Source organism: Pseudomonas sp. 5C2, from assembly GCF_034314155.1.
In the GTDB taxonomy this organism is placed as follows: domain Bacteria; phylum Pseudomonadota; class Gammaproteobacteria; order Pseudomonadales; family Pseudomonadaceae; genus Aquipseudomonas.
In genome coordinates, this window is sequence record NZ_JAVIWH010000003.1 from 942930 (window position 1) to 959971 (window position 17042).

15 protein-coding genes are annotated in these 17042 nt (G+C 58.6%); 6 read left to right on the forward strand and 9 right to left on the reverse strand.

All coding sequences use genetic code 11. The features are described from left to right. Positions 1-59 precede the first annotated feature (59 nt). From pstA to RGU44_RS19215, 4 genes are all read right to left on the reverse strand, one after another. Entirely contained in the window at positions 60-1676 is a 1617-nt protein-coding gene (pstA, locus tag RGU44_RS19200) for a phosphate ABC transporter permease PstA (protein WP_322278480.1), read from the reverse strand. Between the two features lie 69 nt (positions 1677-1745). Further along, positions 1746-4031: an ABC transporter permease subunit gene (locus RGU44_RS19205; protein ID WP_322218596.1), complete on the reverse strand. Its 2286-nt coding sequence runs from the start codon at positions 4029-4031 to the stop codon at positions 1746-1748. A 172-nt stretch (positions 4032-4203) separates the two neighbouring features. Beyond that, positions 4204-5193: a phosphate ABC transporter substrate-binding protein PstS family protein gene (locus RGU44_RS19210; protein ID WP_219063083.1), complete on the reverse strand. Its 990-nt coding sequence runs from the start codon at positions 5191-5193 to the stop codon at positions 4204-4206. A gap of 180 nt (positions 5194-5373) precedes the next feature. After that, positions 5374-6663, reverse strand: coding sequence for an MFS transporter (locus tag RGU44_RS19215; protein WP_322218599.1), 1290 nt, complete (start codon positions 6661-6663; stop codon positions 5374-5376). A gap of 442 nt (positions 6664-7105) precedes the next feature. Between RGU44_RS19215 and RGU44_RS19220 the strand changes: the two genes are divergently transcribed. Together RGU44_RS19220 and RGU44_RS19225 are read left to right on the forward strand one after the other, a co-directional pair. Further along, entirely contained in the window at positions 7106-7507 is a 402-nt protein-coding gene (locus RGU44_RS19220; RefSeq protein WP_322177026.1) for an acyl-CoA thioesterase, read from the forward strand. 83 nt (positions 7508-7590) lie between these two features. Then, a complete protein-coding gene (locus RGU44_RS19225) occupies positions 7591-8511 on the forward strand; it encodes a D-hexose-6-phosphate mutarotase (RefSeq protein ID WP_322177027.1) in 921 nt (306 codons plus the stop codon). A gap of 3 nt (positions 8512-8514) precedes the next feature. Here RGU44_RS19225 and RGU44_RS19230 read toward each other — a convergent pair whose 3' ends face one another. The 4 genes from RGU44_RS19230 to purE all read right to left on the reverse strand — a co-directional run bounded on the left by RGU44_RS19230 (position 8515) and on the right by purE (position 11061). Beyond that, on the reverse strand, positions 8515-9048 hold the full coding sequence (locus tag RGU44_RS19230; protein WP_322177028.1) for a DUF3299 domain-containing protein: 534 nt from the start codon (positions 9046-9048) through the stop codon (positions 8515-8517). A 74-nt stretch (positions 9049-9122) separates the two neighbouring features. After that, positions 9123-9368 carry a GlsB/YeaQ/YmgE family stress response membrane protein gene (locus RGU44_RS19235; protein ID WP_322177029.1) on the reverse strand — a complete coding sequence of 82 codons (246 nt, stop codon included), beginning with the start codon at positions 9366-9368 and terminating at the stop codon, positions 9123-9125. Positions 9369-9477: 109 nt separating this feature from the next. Beyond that, on the reverse strand, positions 9478-10560 hold the full coding sequence (locus tag RGU44_RS19240; RefSeq protein ID WP_322218602.1) for a 5-(carboxyamino)imidazole ribonucleotide synthase: 1083 nt from the start codon (positions 10558-10560) through the stop codon (positions 9478-9480). A 9-nt stretch (positions 10561-10569) separates the two neighbouring features. Beyond that, positions 10570-11061 carry a 5-(carboxyamino)imidazole ribonucleotide mutase gene (gene purE, locus RGU44_RS19245; protein WP_219063090.1) on the reverse strand — a complete coding sequence of 164 codons (492 nt, stop codon included), beginning with the start codon at positions 11059-11061 and terminating at the stop codon, positions 10570-10572. A 400-nt stretch (positions 11062-11461) separates the two neighbouring features. Between purE and RGU44_RS19250 the strand changes: the two genes are divergently transcribed. Continuing rightward, positions 11462-12103, forward strand: coding sequence for a hypothetical protein (locus tag RGU44_RS19250; RefSeq protein WP_322177031.1), 642 nt, complete (start codon positions 11462-11464; stop codon positions 12101-12103). Positions 12104-12107: 4 nt separating this feature from the next. On the opposite strand, the gene RGU44_RS19255 is transcribed toward RGU44_RS19250, so the two are convergent. Then, a complete protein-coding gene (locus RGU44_RS19255; RefSeq protein WP_322177032.1) occupies positions 12108-13019 on the reverse strand; it encodes a LysR substrate-binding domain-containing protein in 912 nt (303 codons plus the stop codon). A 225-nt stretch (positions 13020-13244) separates the two neighbouring features. Here RGU44_RS19255 and aspA point away from each other — a divergent pair, with 225 nt between their 5' ends. The 3 genes from aspA (at position 13245) to RGU44_RS19270 (ending at position 16933) form a co-directional block, all read left to right on the forward strand. After that, on the forward strand, positions 13245-14669 hold the full coding sequence (gene aspA / locus RGU44_RS19260) for an aspartate ammonia-lyase (protein ID WP_322177033.1): 1425 nt from the start codon (positions 13245-13247) through the stop codon (positions 14667-14669). A 165-nt stretch (positions 14670-14834) separates the two neighbouring features. Continuing rightward, entirely contained in the window at positions 14835-15839 is a 1005-nt protein-coding gene (locus RGU44_RS19265) for an asparaginase (RefSeq protein WP_322177034.1), read from the forward strand. A gap of 95 nt (positions 15840-15934) precedes the next feature. Then, positions 15935-16933 carry an AraC family transcriptional regulator gene (locus tag RGU44_RS19270; RefSeq protein ID WP_322218605.1) on the forward strand — a complete coding sequence of 333 codons (999 nt, stop codon included), beginning with the start codon at positions 15935-15937 and terminating at the stop codon, positions 16931-16933. Positions 16934-17042: the final 109 nt, after the last annotated feature.

Sequence of the window (17042 nt, forward strand, 5' to 3'; positions counted from 1 at the left end):
CGCTAACAATTCGTTTCATCGAACCGCCCTCCTCGCATGAGTGGGCGGCGCTCTTCAAATCAGCTATCCAGCGCTTTGTACTTCTCGCGCAGGTGGTTACGAATGGCCACCGCAGACAGGTTGAGCAAGGCGATCACCAGTACCAGCAGCAGCGCCGTGGCGTACACCAGCGGCCGCGCGGCTTCGACGTTCGGGCTCTGGAAGCCGACGTCATAAATATGGAAGCCCAAGTGCATGATCTTCTGGTCAAGGTGCAGGTACGGGTAGTTGCCGTCCACCGGCAGCGACGGCGCCAGTTTCACTACACCCACCAGCATCAACGGCGCCACTTCACCGGCAGCACGGGCGACCGCCAGAATCATCCCGGTCATCATCGCCGGGCTGGCCATGGGCAGCACGATCTTCCATAGGGTTTCAGCCTTGGTTGCGCCGAGTGCCAGCGAGCCCTCGCGAACGGTACGCGGAATACGCGCCAAGCCTTCTTCGGTGGCAACGATCACCACGGGAACGGCCAGCAGTGCGAGGGTCAGAGACGCCCAGAGCAAGCCTGGCGTGCCGAAGGTCGGCGCTGGCAAGGCTTCAGGGAAGAACAGCCGATCCACCGAACCGCCGAGCACGTAAACAAAGAAACCCAGACCGAATACCCCGTACACAATCGCCGGCACCCCGGCCAGGTTATTCACCGCGATACGGATCAACCGGGTGACCGGGCCTTGCCGTGCGTACTCTCGCAGGTACACCGCAGCCAGAACGCCGAACGGAGTGACGATCATGGCCATGATCAAGGTCATCATCACAGTGCCGAAAATCGCCGGGAAGATCCCGCCTTCGGTGTTGGCTTCACGCGGGTCTTCGCTGAGGAACTCCCACAATTTCTTGAAGTAGAAACCAAGCTTGGTAAAAGTGCCCATGGCATTCGGTTGGTAAGCGTGAACCACTTTGCCAACGCTGATCACCACTTCGGTGCCGTTGGCATCGCGGGCTGTCAGGCTGTCGCGATTGAATGCCTCATGCAACGAGCCCAGTCGCCCTTCAATCGCCTGGTAACGAGCGTCCAGTTCGGCGCGCTCGCTGTCCATGTCCGCTTGAGCGGCAGCATCGAGCTTGCCGTCGAGTTCCAGTTTGCGTTTGTGCAGACGCAGACGCTCGATGCCATGGTTGATGGCACCAATGTCTTTTTTCTCGAGCCTGCCAAGCTCACTGGCCAGGGTTTCGACGCGCTTGATTCGCTCTTGAAGAATCGGCCAGGCTGCTTCACCTTCGGCGATGACTTTGCCGTCTTCCTTGAGGTTGACCAGGTAGCCGTAGTAGTTACCCCACTCACGTCGCTCCAGGGTCATCAGCTCGGCAGGTTTGCTCTGTTCCGTCAGCCATTCGCCGACAACCCAGGTGAAATCGCTTGGGTTGGTATCACGGTTGCCGACCTTGAACAGCTCGCGAGTCATGAACTCCGGACCCACATCGGGTACCGGCAAGCCCGCACCCTTGAGGCGAGCGCGAGGTACTTCCTCGGCCTGTACCACTTCACCGATCAATACATGGTTAGTCTGATTGGGCACGTTGTACTGCGCGCGCACCACATCAGCCGGCCAGAAGTGACCCAAGCCACGGACGGCGATCACTGTCAGCAAGCCCAGAGTCATGATCACCGCGATGGACACAGCGCCCGCGCTCATCCAGACGCCAGGGGCACCGCTCTTGAACCAACTCTTGAGGGAGTTCTGTTTCACAGACTTCTACCTTCCTTAGAGAGACGAATATTTCTTGCGCAGACGCTGACGAATCAGCTCCGCTAAGGTGTTCATCACGAAGGTGAACATCAGCAGCACCAGCGCTGCCAGGAACAGCACTCGATAATGGCTGCCGCCGACTTCGGACTCTGGCATCTCAACCGCGACGTTCGCCGCCAGAGTACGCATGCCTTCGAACAGGTTCATGTCCATGATCGGTGTATTACCGGTGGCCATCAGCACGATCATGGTCTCGCCGACAGCGCGGCCCATGCCGATCATCAAGGCCGAGAAAATGCCAGGGCTGGCGGTGAGGATCACCACCCGCGTCATGGTCTGCCATGGCGTCGCACCCAGGGCCAGCGAGCCCAGAGTCAGACCGCGCGGCACGCTGAATACGGCGTCTTCAGCGATGGAGTAGATGTTCGGAATCACTGCGAAACCCATGGCCAGCCCGACCACCAGTGCGTTGCGCTGATCATAGGTAATGCCCAGGTCGTTGGTGATCCACATGCGCATGTCGCCGCCGAAGAACCAGGTTTCCATATACGGGCTCATGCCCAACGACAACCAGCCCACCAGCAACACCACAGGTATCAGGATCGCGGCTTCCCAACCATCCGGCACTCGCAGCCGGAATGACTCAGGCAAGCGGCTCCAGATAAAGCCCGCCAACAGAATACCAATCGGTGTCAGCAGCAACAGGCTGAAGATCCCCGGCAAATGCCCTTCCAGATACGGCGCCAGAAACAGGCCAGCGAAAAAGCCGAGAATCACTGTCGGCATCGCTTCCATCAGTTCGATCACCGGCTTGACCTTGCGGCGCATGCCCGGGGCCATGAAGTAAGCGGTGTAGATCGCAGCGGCAATCGCCAGGGGCGCCGCCAGCAGCATCGCGTAGAACGCCGCTTTCAAGGTGCCGTAGGTCAATGGCGCGAGGCTCAGCTTGGGCTCGAAGTCAGTGCTCGACGCAGTGGACTGCCAGACGTACTTCGGTCCGTCGTAGTTTTCGTACCAGACCTTGCTCCACAGCGCGCTCCACGAAACTTCCGGGTGCGGGTTGCGCAGGTTCATTGGCAGCAACTTGCCGCCCTCTTCGACGATGACCTCGTCAGCACGTGGCGACAGTCCCATGACACCTGGGCCCTGAGCCACCTGATCGACCAACAGCGTGCGATGCGCGGTGCTATGGAACACCCCGAGCTTGCCGGAAGCGTCGAGGGCGACGAAGCCTTTACGGCGCTCTTCGCCGGTGATTTGTACGATCGGCGTGGTGCCCATCTGGAAGTCACGGATGTGCTCCAGGCGCAACTCGCCGTCGGTATCGCGGGCCATGAACCACTGAGCCAGACCGCCCGTGGTGCTGCCGATAATCAGCGACACACCGCCGACCAATTGCGTACTGGCGGAGACTTCAGCGTTACCGTCTTCCAGCAGTTTGTAGCGGCCGTTGAGGCTGCGATCACGCAAGCTGAAGACGTCGGCCTGAGCGCGACCGTTGATCACGTACAGCCACTGCTGGCGCGGATCGATAAAGATTGCCTTGACCACTTCGGTCATGTGCGGCAGTTCGATGCGGGTCAACTCGCTGGTGGTCTCCCCGGTCATCATGTTTTCTTCCTGGGACAAGGAGAGCACATGCAATTGCGAGCCGGTGGAACCCGCTACCATCAGGACTTTGTCGCTGGCGTTGAGGCTGACGTGCTCCAAGGGCCGGCCTTGTTCGTCCAGGCTCAGCGCCGCTTCGCCAAATGGATACGTGATGGTCGGACTGATGGTCTTGACGTTGCCCGGGTAGGTGATCAGGTAGTTGTGTTTGAACACCAGTGCCTGACCGTTGGACAGACCCAGCACCATCAACGGGCTGCCTGGCTGATCTTTACCGATAGCCGTCACAGTCGTGCCCGTCGGAATCGGCAAGGCGACATGCTTGAGCTCGGTCCCGTCGTCGATGCGGAAGAACAGCGCTTCACCCTTGTCGGATACTCGCAGGCCAACCTTGTTCTGCTCTTCGATGGCAATTATCAGTGGCTTGCCCGCATCCTGCATCCAGGCCGGATTGAGCGCCTTCTCGGTGGTCAGTTTCGCACCTTGGAACAAGGGCGCGACCACGTAAGCAAGATAGAAGAAAATCAGCGTAATAGCGGCCAGCACTGCCAGGCCACCGACCAGTACATACCACTGGGTCAGACGGTCTTTAAACGCGCGTATACGGCGTTTTCGCTTGAGCTCGGGCGTATTGAAGTCAATTCGCTCGGGAGGGGAATTTTGAGTCATGGTGGAATTGGCCAGATCATTCATGCGCTCACCCTAGCGGTCCTTTATTACAAAAACATGACAGTGCGGTGACGCAAAAAATCCGCAGCCCAAAAGTACTGGCAGCGGACTACGAAATTAGTAGCGGGACCCCGTTGAATCAGGTCCCGCTCAGGTATTGAGATCGGGGCAAAAAGTGCGTGCCCCGCGTCAACCCTTACTTAGCAGCGCCTTCCTGCAAGCCCAGGTCAGCCAGTGCTTTTGCAGCAACCTTGGCTGGCAACGGGATGTAACCGTCTTTGATCACGACTTCTTGACCCTGTTTAGACAGGACCATTTTCACGAACTCGGCTTCCAGCGGTGCCAGAGGCTTGTTCGGCGCTTTGTTCACGTAGATGAACAGGAAGCGCGACAGTGGGTATTTGCCGTTCAGTGCGTTTTCTTCGCTGTCTTCGATGAATTCAGTGCTGCCTTTCTTGGACAGGGCAACCGTCTTCACGCTGGACGTTTTGTAGCCGATACCTGAGTAACCGATGCCGTTCAACGAGCTGCTGATCGAGCTTACAACCGAAGCAGAACCTGGCTGTTCGTTAACGTTAGCGCGGAAGTCGCCTTTGCACAGGGCTTCTTCTTTGAAGTAGCCGTAAGTGCCGGATACCGAGTTACGACCGAACAGTTGGATCGGTTTGCCAGCCAGGTCGCCGGTCACGCCAACATCACCCCAGGTTTTGGCTTCGGCTTTGGCGCCACACAGACGGGTCGCGGAGAAGATCGCGTCCACTTGTTCCATGGTCAGGTGCTGAATCGGGTTGTCTTTATGTACAAAAATAGCCAAGGCATCGACCGCGACCGGGATTGCAGTTGGCTTGTAGCCGTACTTCTGCTCGAAAGCCGCCAATTCGGTGTCTTTCATTTTGCGGCTCATCGGGCCCAGGTTCGAGGTGCCCTCAGTCAACGCAGGTGGTGCGGTGGCCGAACCGGCTGCTTGAATCTGAATGTTCACGCTTGGGTATTCTTTTTTGTAAGCCTCAGCCCACAAGGTCATCAAGTTTGCCAGGGTATCGGAGCCGACACTGGACAGGTTACCCGAGACACCGGTGGTCTTGGTATAGCCTGGAATAGCTGGGTCAACAGCAGCAACCGCAGTGGCGGTGGCAACGCCTGCGGCGACGAAAGTCAGAGCCGCCATCAATCGCTTAAGTCTCATGCCTTGCTCCTAGCAAAATTGGATAGGTATTGGATCGACGCCAAGTATCTAAGGGCCGTGTGAACACTCTATGAAAGCAATGTGACAATTAGATGAAAGGCCATCATCGACTTTCAATGATAGCCGTTCAGTTCAGGAGGGGGCGGCGGCATTCGCCCAGCAGGCAAGGCGATTCAACACTCAGCGTTGCTTGCGCAACAAATGGATGCCAATCAGCATGCCCATGACGCAGAGGGCTGCCACGTACCAGGCCGGCCCCATTGGACTGGTCTTGAGCATGAGGGTCACCACCATCGGCGTCAGACCGCCAAATAACGCGTACGCCAGGTTGTACGAGAACGACAGTCCCGAGAACCGCACGGCTGCCGGAAAGGCCTGGACCATGACGAACGGCACCGCACCGATGACGCCGACAAACAACCCGGTGACGGCGTACAACGGAAACAGCCAGTCGGGGTGCGCCAAAAGGCTGTGATAGAACGTCCATGAACTGACAAGCAACGCCAGGCAACCGAGGATAAACACCCAGCCAGCGCCAAAGCGATCTGCCAGAGAACCCGCGCCGACACAGCCCAGGCTCAGGCAGACAATCGCCAGACTATTGGCCTTCAGCGCCGTCGCGGGGGAGAAGCCGTAAACCGTTTGCAATACCGTTGGGGTCATCAGGATCACGACGATAACGCCAGCCGACAACAGCCAGGTCAATAGCATCGATAACAGGATCGCCCCGCGATGGTCGCGCAACACGGCCTTGAGCGGCACCTCTTCGGCCAGCGCCTTGCGCAGCTGCAGCTCGGCGAAAACCGGCGTTTCATGCAGCCAGCGGCGCAGGTAAACAGACAGCAGACCAAATACGCCCCCAAGCAAAAACGGAATCCGCCATGCGTAATCGAGCATCTCCTCAGCGCTGTAGAGGCTATTGATCAGGGTGGCGACCAGCGAACCCAGCAAAATGCCCGAGGTCAGGCCGGCGGTCAGGGTGCCGCACGCGTAGCCAATGCTGCGCGGCGGCACATGCTCGGACACAAATACCCAGGCGCCAGGCACCTCACCGCCAATCGCCGCACCCTGAATAACCCGCATCAACAGCAGCAGAATCGGCGCCCACAGGCCAATCTGCGCGTACGTCGGCAACAAGCCCATGATCAGGGTCGGTACGGCCATCATGAAAATGCTCAGGGTGAACATTTTCTTGCGCCCCAAAAGGTCGCCGAAGTGCGCCATAACGATGCCACCCAGCGGTCGCGCCAGGTAACCGGCAGCAAAAATACCGAAGGTCTGCATCAGTCGCAGCCACTCAGGCATATCCGCAGGGAAAAACAACTTGCCGACCACAGTGGCAAAAAACACGAAAATGATGAAGTCGTAAAACTCCAACGCTCCGCCCAAGGCAGAAAGCGACAAGGTCTTATAGTCGCTGCGGGTCAGCGGGCGCGAGGGCTGCACGGTACTTGAGGACACAGTGGACATGGCAAGGGCTTCTCTTGGGATTGCTGAGCATCAGCAACGCTGGCTGAGGCTTGACGGCTTGCACACTTCCTCACTAAGGAAAACGCTGACATGGGCATCAAAATTGCCCTTATAGCGAAAAGTACAGAGTCGATCGGGTCCGGCACGATAGCAAATTCTCTAAAAAGCACACAGTCAGGCGCTTTACGCAGTCAAAATGAGAACCGAGTGGTCGTCGCATGGTCCATCGATCGATATACTCGCAGACCGTAAGAGACAATCCAGCGTACTCCGGGTTGCTGTGCGAAATCGCCGCTGAGCCCAATCCAGCCGCTTTCGCAGAGTTTCCCCTTAAGGCATCGCTGAAAGCGGATGAACGCAATTTGTTCATGAACATCGTTTTCACTGAGGCCTGTTAACCGCACCAAAACATTAAAGAGTCATGGGTCGAGGCACCCTAGGCATGATTGAACTCGAACAAGAAGATCCGATACCGCAGGGCGACCTTGCATTGCAAATTACTGCTTTGCCCCGCGAAACCAATGGTTTCGGCGATATTTTCGGCGGCTGGCTGGTCTCGCAAATGGACTTGGCGGGAACTGCCATGGCCAGTAAAGTCGCTGGCGGCCGCGTTGCGACCGTAGCCATTGATCGCATGGCATTCCTGATCCCGGTCGCAGTCGGCGCGCAATTGTCCTTCTATACCCAGGCCCTGGACATCGGCCGCAGCTCGATCCAGATGATGGTCGAAGTATGGAGCGATGACCCACTGTCCAGCGAATGGCGCAAAGTCACCGAAGCGGTGTTTGTGTTCGTCGCTATCGATGGTAGCGGCCGCACTCGCTCGGTACCGGCACGGCGATAAGCCTGGGTATCGGTCTGCTGGGGTAAACTCGTTGACTGTCGCACGGTCTACTTTTATCACTGTACTTGAGTGAGCACCCCCGCATGCCAACGCCCCATGTCGAATCCGTCAAACTCGGTGAGCTCAACTGCTGGCGCATCCGCCACGGTCAGGCCGAGTTACTCGTCGCCCAGCAAGGCGCGCACATCCTCAGCTACCAAGTGGACGGCGAGCCGCCACTGATCTGGCTAAACGACAAAGCTGTCTTCAAACAAGGCAAGCCGATCCGCGCCGGTATTCCGATTTGCTGGCCCTGGTTTGGCAATCTGGAGCGCAACCCTGCCAGCGTACAGGCGATGCGCAACAGCAGCGAACCGGCCAACGCCCACGGCGAAGTCCGGGTACTAGACTGGGAATTGCTGGGCATTGGCAATGATGGCGACGCGTTACTCGCCGAATTCGTATTGCCGCAGGCTGAAGGTCATTTGCCTGGTTGGCCGCATAACGTCGCCCTCAAACTGAGCATTCGTCTGGACGAGCAGTTGCATGTCAGCCTGCTCAGCTACAACGCTGGCACCGAAGACGTTACCTTCAGCCAGGCATTGCACAGTTATTTCGCGGTCAGCGATGCACGACAGGTCCACGTCGAAGGCCTGGACGGCTCGCGTTACCTGGACACATTGAAAAACTGGGAAGACGAGCATCGGCAGGACGGCGACCTGCATTTCACGGCCGAGACGGACCGCGTTTACCTGGACACACCGCACCATCTGAGCATCGTCGATCCGGGCTGGCAGCGACGGATTCAGATCATGACCAGCGGCTCGAAGTCAGCGGTGCTGTGGAATCCGTGGGTCGACAAGACCAGGACCTTAAGCGACATGGCCGAAGACGGCTGGCAGCACATGGTTTGTGTCGAGACCGCCAACGTCCTGTCCGATGTCGTCACGTTGGCGCCAGATGCCATGCACACCCTAAGTGTCAGCATCTGGGCCGAGCCGCTGGCGGCGTTGCCGGAAGCGTAACCGCTACAGGTCCGCTTCGACCACGACGCGGACCTTCGAAGCATCCAGCGCGTAGGCCGCATCGGCCATGTTATTGCTGACCGCCTCGACCTTCAGCGTGCCGATCACCCACAGCGGCGTGTAGATATCGTCCAGCTTCAGGCCTTTTGGATAACGCACCAGCACCAGTTGATTGGGTGGCGGCGGCGGCACATGGATGCATGCGCCCGGATATGGCACGAGGAAGAACAGGGTACTGCGGCCTTTCGCGTCTGTTTCCAGCGGCACGGGATAACCACCAAGACGGATATTTTTGCCATTCATGGCGGGTACGGTCTTGGCCGAGTACATCACGGCAGGCAAGCCTTTGCTCTGCTTCAAACCGCCTTTGCTATCGAACGTCCCCTGCGCTTCCGGGGAGTTGTGATCGATTTCAGGCATGGCCTCGAGGGCTTTCTGATCCGACTTGGGCATCAGCTCGAGCCAATCGGTTTCTGGCAGCTCGGCGCGGGCCAGCCCGGAAGCCAACAGCAGCGCTATAAGGAGGAGACGGCGCATGGGAGAGCTCGGCAATGTATGTGGTCTCACTAGCTCTCTGCGCAGCAATAACGCAGAGAGCCGATGAATAACTGTCAGTCTTTTTTGATCATGCCGTAAAGCACCAGCAGCACCACCGCACCCACCAATGCGCCGAGGAATCCCGCGCCCTGGCCTGCCTGATAAATGCCCAGCGCCTGACCCCCGTAGGTCGCAGCCAGCGAGCCCCCGATACCCAGCACAATGGTCATGATCCAACCCATGCTGTCATCGCCTGGCTTGAGGAAGCGAGCCAGCAAGCCCACGATCAAACCGATAAAAATGGTTCCGATAATACCCATGCCTTTTCCTCTGTATTAATTGGACGAACCAAGGCCTGATGACGGCATTAGCGTCCTGTCATCAGAGAACCGCTGGCAGGATTGGTTCCACATACGTCTATTGCAGCTATTACAGCTTGATCAGCGCTTCGACTTTTTTGATCTGCCGATCAAGGGTGGCGCGATCAGCACAGCGCAAGGTGGCGTGACCCACTTTGCGCCCAACCTTGAACGCCTTGCCGTAGTGATGCAGATGGCAGTCATCGATGGCGACGACCTTGTCCACAGCCGGCACTTCACCGATGAAGTTGAGCATGGCGCTTTCGCCGACCTTGGCAGTGGAGCCCAACGGCAAACCCGCCACCGCCCGCAGGTGGTTTTCGAACTGGCTGCACTCGGCGCCTTCGGTGGTCCAATGCCCCGAGTTATGCACACGGGGTGCAATCTCGTTGGCCTTCAAACCGCCATCGACTTCAAAGAACTCGAACCCCAGCACGCCGACGTAATCGAGTTGCTTGAGTACGCGACCGGCGTAATCCTCAGCCAGCGCTTGCAGCGGATGCGCGGTGCTGGCAATCGACAGACGCAAAACCCCATTTTCGTGGGTGTTGTGCACCAGCGGATAAAAGCGCGTTTCGCCATCGCGGCCGCGCACGGCAATCAGCGACACTTCACCCGTGAAGGGCACGAAACCTTCCAGCAAACAGGCAACACTGCCCAACTCAGCAAACGTGCCGACCACATCAGCCGCTGTACGCAGTACTTTCTGGCCCTTGCCGTCATAACCGAGGGTGCGGGTTTTCAGCACGGCAGGCAGACCAATGCTGGCCACTGCGGCGTCCAGATCGGCTTGCGACTGGATATCAGCGAAGGTAGGCGTTGGAATGCAGAGGTCCTTGAACATGCTCTTTTCGAACCAGCGATCACGGGCAATCCGCAGCGCTTCGGCACTTGGATAAACCGGCACGAACTGCGACAGGAACGCCACGGTTTCTGCTGGCACACTTTCGAATTCGAAGGTCACCAGATCGACTTCATCGGCCAACTGGCGCAGATGATCCTGATCGCCGTAATCGGCACGCAGATGTTCGCCCAACGCAGCGGCACAGGCATCCGGCGCCGGGTCGAGAAAAGCGAAACTCATGCCTAGCGGGGTCCCTGCCAGAGCCAACATGCGACCCAACTGGCCGCCACCGATTACACCGATCTTCATGGAAAAACCTCAGGCGTCGCGTGGGTCTGGATTGTCCAGGACGCTGTCTGTCTGCTCAGCGCGGAATTTCTTCAGCACTGCATGGAATTGCGGGTGCTTGGCGCCGAGGATACTGGCCGACAACAATGCGGCGTTGATTGCGCCCGCTTTGCCGATAGCCAAGGTCGCCACAGGAATCCCGGCAGGCATCTGCACGATAGAGAGCAGGGAATCAACGCCCGACAACATCGACGACTGTACGGGCACGCCCAGCACGGGCAGATGAGTCTTGGCCGCACACATGCCTGGCAAATGAGCCGCACCGCCAGCACCGGCAATGATCACTTCAATGCCACGGGCTTCAGCCTGTTCGGCGTACTGGAACAGCAAATCCGGCGTCCGGTGGGCTGACACCACTTTGACTTCGTAAGGGATGCCTAGCTTTTCCAGCATATCGGCGGTGTGGCTAAGGGTGGACCAATCGGACTTGGAGCCCATGATCACGCCAACCAGTGCGCTCATCGTCGTGCCTCTTCTATTGGACGCCCGCAGGCGCGTCAAAAAACAAACAAGCCACGCGGGAGAACCGGCGTGGCTTGCTGTACGAATTATGGCCGGTCGAACCGGCCAAAGGCCGCGCAGTATACCGTAAAGCACAGGGAAGACAGCCCCCTTGGTGACCATCTGTCCGCAGGGCCCTGGCGAGGTCTGCACACGGCACCCGCGACCGAAATCCTTCATGGCAAAAGGTCCTACATCTTCTGTACGCAACTTACTACTTTAGGTGACGCCAACAGCAACTAACAAATCGCAACCGTTTCGGCTTAGCTGCTTTCATGTCTGAAGAAAACACAGTTCCGGGCAGACCCCGTCATCCAGTACGGACATTAATCAACGAAAACTATCGCCATCGAGATCGCCCATGCTCATTCATTTAAGAACACTCGCTTTAACACTAAGCACCCTGCTTACGATCATCATTCCACCGGCTTCCGCTGATGAGAAATTCACGAAAACTCCGCTCTACTTCTATGTATTTCTGCACGACGATATCCCACAAGCTGAACGCGAAAATATCGCTAAAGACTACTTCTCGTGGCTGCGCAAGGACCTTGAAAGCTTCACCCGGCGCAGGGTGTACATAGACTTCATACAGAACGTCGCGCCCATAACCCAATACCCGTATCAAGGTGAAAACCTGACAAAAATACTGGACGGCTGGCAACGAGAAGTGAATGACTACATCGACAAAAACAATCTGCCCATGAACAGCAGAACCAAGTATTTGCTGTTAACACACGAAAAAATAAACGGGATGACTTTGGGTGTCGCCAGAGACAAGAGTTACGCAGGCATTGCATCGCTGGGCAGTTACTCTGCCGCCGCGCATGAAATAGGTCATCTGCTCGGCGGGACGCATGAGCACTCAGAAGTTTTATTCAAAGGCAGTTGGTGGTGTGAAACCAATATATTCCCGACCCGCATCAACGTAAGAGCGAACTGTTACCACTACAGCGACAAAAACAAAGAAGCCATCGCCGCTTATTTGAGCGAATCGCCTTAAGCACTCAAGACGCACCCTGTGCCGCACCGCCTTCCAGCTTGCGCCACAACAACCGCACGTTGGCCTTGCGCACCAACGCACAACGGTACAAACGAATTTCCAGCGGCACATGCCATTGTGGGCCACCACACACCACCAACTCACCCCGCGCCAGTTCAGCACGCACGCTGAGCTGCGGTACCCAGGCGATGCCCAGGCCTTCGAGCGCCATGCTTTTCAGGCTGTCCGCCATGGCTGTTTCGTAGACCGTAGTGAAGCGCAAGCTGCGCTGACGCAGCAGCAGGTTCACCGAGCGCCCCAGAAATGCTCCGGCGCTGTAGGCGAGCAACGGCACACTGGCATCGCCTTCAAGGTCGAATAACGGTTGGCCGTTGGCGTCTGCCGCGCAGATGGGCAACATCTCCGTATGCCCAAGGTGCAGCGAGGGGAAAATTTCAGCGTCCATCTGCAGCGCCGCATCCGGGTCGTAGAACGCCAGCATCAGATCGCAACCGCCCTCACGCAACGCATGTACCGCATCGCCAACGTTGGTCGCCACCAGCCGGGTGGCAATGTTCAGCCCTTCGTTACGCAGCTGGGCAATCCAGCGCGGGAAAAAACCCAAGGCCAAAGAGTGCGCCGCCGCGACTTGCATGACTTCGCCCTGCCCGCCCTCCAGGTGATGCAGATGACGCAGCACCTCGCCAAGCTGCTCGACGACGGTGCGCGCGGTTACCAGAAACAGTTGTCCGGCAGCTGTCAGCTCGATGGGCGTGCGCGAGCGATTGACCAACGTCAGGCCCAGTGCCGACTCAAGGCTGCGAATCCGGCGGCTGAAAGCAGGTTGCGTCACGAAGCGACGCTCAGCCGCCTGGGAAAAACTGCGGGTGGCGGCCAGGGCACTGAAGTCCTCCAGCCATTTACTTTCCAGGTTCATCACGTCCTCCAATCACGGCAGGGACGGACTTGCAACGACCCGCCCCGCACCTGCAAAAAAGCAACTACATCTTGTTCATACGCTCGTCACAATCGTAACGTCACATCGACATTATGCCGTTTGTGCATAGGCCAGCGCTTAACAGCATTAGCCCAAAATTGCCCACAAGCCTAGCATCAGCGGCGTTCCGGCATTATCCGTGCCTTTCTTGAGACTATCTCTATCATGTCCTCCGCTGCATCATTGCGCATCGAAAAAGACCTGCTTGGCGTCCTTGAAGTACCCGCTGAAGCGTACTACGGCATCCAGACCCTGCGGGCGGTGAACAACTTCCGTCTCTCCGGCGTTCCGATTTCGCATTACCCGAAGCTGGTCGTGGCCCTGGCCATGGTCAAGCAAGCCGCCGCTGACGCTAACCGCGAACTCGGTCACCTCAGCGAAGCCAAGCACGCTGCCATCAGCGAAGCCTGCGCCCGTTTGGTTCGCGGCGATTTCCACGAGCAGTTCGTGGTGGACATGATTCAAGGCGGCGCTGGCACTTCAACCAACATGAATGCCAACGAAGTCATCGCCAACATCGCGCTGGAGGCCATGGGCCACAGCAAGGGCGAGTACCAATACCTGCACCCGAACAATGACGTGAACATGGCGCAGTCGACCAACGACGCTTACCCGACGGCAATCCGTCTGGGCCTGCTGCTCGGTCACGACGCCCTGCTCGCCAGCCTCGACAGCCTGATTCAGGCATTCGCCGCCAAGGGCCAGGAATTCAACCACGTTCTGAAAATGGGCCGTACCCAGTTGCAGGACGCCGTGCCGATGACCCTCGGTCAAGAGTTCCGGGCCTTCGCCACCACCTTGAGCGAAGACCTCAATCGTCTGCGCAGCCTCGCTCCGGAACTGCTGACCGAAGTGAACCTGGGCGGCACCGCCATCGGCACCGGCATCAACGCCGACCCCCGCTACCAGCACCTGGCCGTATCGCGTCTGGCGCTCATCAGCGGTCAACCGCTGGTACCTGCCGCCGACCTGATCGAAGCCACGTCCGACATGGGCGCCTTCGTCCTGTTCTCCGGGATGCTCAAGCGTACTGCGGTCAAGCTGTCGAAAATCTGCAACGACCTGCGCCTGCTGTCCAGCGGCCCACGTACCGGCATCAATGAAATCAACCTGCCAGCACGTCAGCCAGGCAGCTCGATCATGCCCGGCAAGGTCAACCCGGTTATCCCGGAAGCGGTCAACCAAGTGGCTTTCCAGATCATCGGCAACGACCTGGCACTGACCATCGCCGCAGAAGGGGGTCAATTGCAGCTGAACGTGATGGAGCCGCTGATCGCTTACAAGATTTTCGACTCGATCCGCCTGCTGCAACGCGCCATGGATATGCTGCGCGAGCATTGCATCGTCGGCATCACCGCCAACGAAGCACGCTGCCGCGAACTGGTCGAGCACTCGATCGGCCTGGTCACCGCCCTGAACCCATACATCGGTTATGAAAACGCCACCCGTATCGCCCGCATCGCTCTGGAAAGCGGCCGTGGCGTACTGGAACTGGTGCGCGAAGAAGGCTTGCTCGACGACGCCATGCTCGCCGACATCCTGCGCCCGGAAAACATGATTGCGCCACGCTTGGTGCCATTGAAGGCCTGACCTTCAGCCCCAGGCAGCAACACGCTCACCAGGCTGAGAGACTAGACACCTCTCTCCCTTTTGAGGGCCCGAAGATCACTCTTCAGGCCCTTTTTTTTGCCAGCTTGTTTTTACTTTTCACTAGACACGCCATAGCCTTGGCCGATCACCCAAAGGAGAAGTGCCATGAATCGCGAAACCCCGCCACCCGCTCAGCAGGTCATGGTGCTCTACACCGGCGGCACCATCGGCATGCAGGCCAGCGCCAACGGGCTGGCTCCGGCTTCGGGATTCGAGGCGCGGATGGCCGAGCAACTGGCTGCCCAACCAGAACTGAAGGTACCGAACTGGCGGTTTCGCGAACTACTGCCGTTGATCGACAGCGCCAACATGACCCCCACCTACTGGCAGCGTCTGCGTGAAGCGGTGATCGAGGCCGTGGATGTCGATGGCTGCGACGCGGTATTGATCCTGCACGGCACTGACACCCTGGCCTACAGCGCGGCGGCGATGAGCTTTCAGTTGCTCGGGCTGAGCGCACCCGTGCTGTTCACCGGTTCGATGCTGCCCGCTGGCGTCGAGAACAGTGATGCCTGGGAAAACCTCAACGGCGCCCTGCTTGCCCTGGGCCAAGGCTTGGCGCCGGGCGTGCAGCTGTACTTCCATGGCGAGCTACTGGCACCGACCCGCTGCGCAAAAATTCGCAGCTTTGGTCGTCATCCGTTCGCCGCGTTGCAGCGCTCGCGGGAGGGTAAGTCGGCGCAGTCTGTGCCCGCTGCACTGGATTACCGTCAGCCGAAAAGCATCGCCAACGTCGCCGTGCTGCCCTTGTTTCCCGGCATCAGTGCGCAACATCTGGATGGTTTACTCGACAGCGGGATTCAGGCGCTGGTCCTGGAATGCTTCGGCAGCGGCACGGGCCCGAGCGACAACCCGGCATTCCTCGCCAGCCTGCAACGCGCCCGGCAACGCGGCATCTGCGTGGTTGCCATCACTCAGTGTCATGAAGGCGGCGTCGAACTGGACATCTACGAAGCCGGCAGTCGTCTGCGCGGGGTTGGCGTACTGTCCGGCGGCGGCATGACCCGCGAAGCCGCGTTCGGCAAACTCCATGCGTTGTTGGGCGCAGGGCTTGCGCAAGATGAAGTACGACGCCTGGTTGAGCTGGATGTGTGTGGGGAGTTGCGATAACCGTCAGGCCGCCTTCGCGGGCAAGCGCGCGCCCATTAGGGCGCGGCATACAACTTGCTCCACTCCCGGTTGTTACCCACCGCCGGAATTCGCTCATGCTGCATTCCCATCTCACCACCCTCAATGCCGTGTCGCTGGTACTCAGCACCTTCGAGGCTGAAGGTTTGTCCGGCGATGCGCTGCTGGCAGGCAGCGGGATCACTGCTGCGGACTTGGGCAGGCCCGATATTCGTATCGCCACCCACCAGGAAATGCAGGTCTGCGCCAATGCCGTTGCACTGCGCAAGGAAATCGGCCTGGAGTTGGGACGGCGCATGCACGTGTCATCCTATGGTGTCCTCGGTTACGCCCTGCTCACGAGTGCCACCTTAGGTGACGCCTTGCGCCTGGCGCTGATGTATCCGGCGCTCTTGGGAACACTGTTCGAACTGCGCCTGCATGACGATGGCGACCGCGTCTGGCTAAGCGCCAGCGATTACCGCGACAGTGAATCGCTGGCGGTTTTTAACGCCGAGCTGTGCCTGGCCTCGCTGAAAGTCATTTGCGATGACTTGCTCGGCAAGCCCCTGCCATTACTCAGCGCACGTTTCGCCCACGACGCCCCTGATTACACCGCCAGCTATCACGAAAGCTTTGCCTGCCCGTTGCAGTTCAACGCCCCCTTGTATGATCACGCCTTCGCCTTCGACAAACGCTGGCTTGAACAGCCGTTGCCGCTGGCAGACCCGATCACCCATCGCGACATGCACGCACGCTGTCGCCGGCAAAATATCGAGTTCACAGGTCGCCAGGCCTGGCTCGAACGCATCCGCCAATTGCTCGCCGCCCAACTTAGCTGCGCACCCGGCCTCGGCGGTCTGGCGCAACAGATGAACTGCTCGGAGCGCACGTTGCGCCGGCACTTGCAGGCACTGGGTAGCAGCTACCAACAATTGCTCGACGAGCTACGCTTCGAGCGAGCCAAGCACTTGCTGCATGAGGCCCGGTTACCCATCCACCGCATTGCCGAGGAACTGGGCTTCAGCGAGACCGCGAGCTTTCGTCACGCCTTCCTGCGCTGGAGCGGCGTCGCGCCCAGCCACTTCCGATTCTGATGCTGTTTGCACCCTCGCCTCGGTTTAGGGCGTGACGCCTCAATAAGAGGCGATATCCGGTCAGTGTTATTGGCCATATTTATCCCCTTTTGGCCGTTGCCGTCGTTCA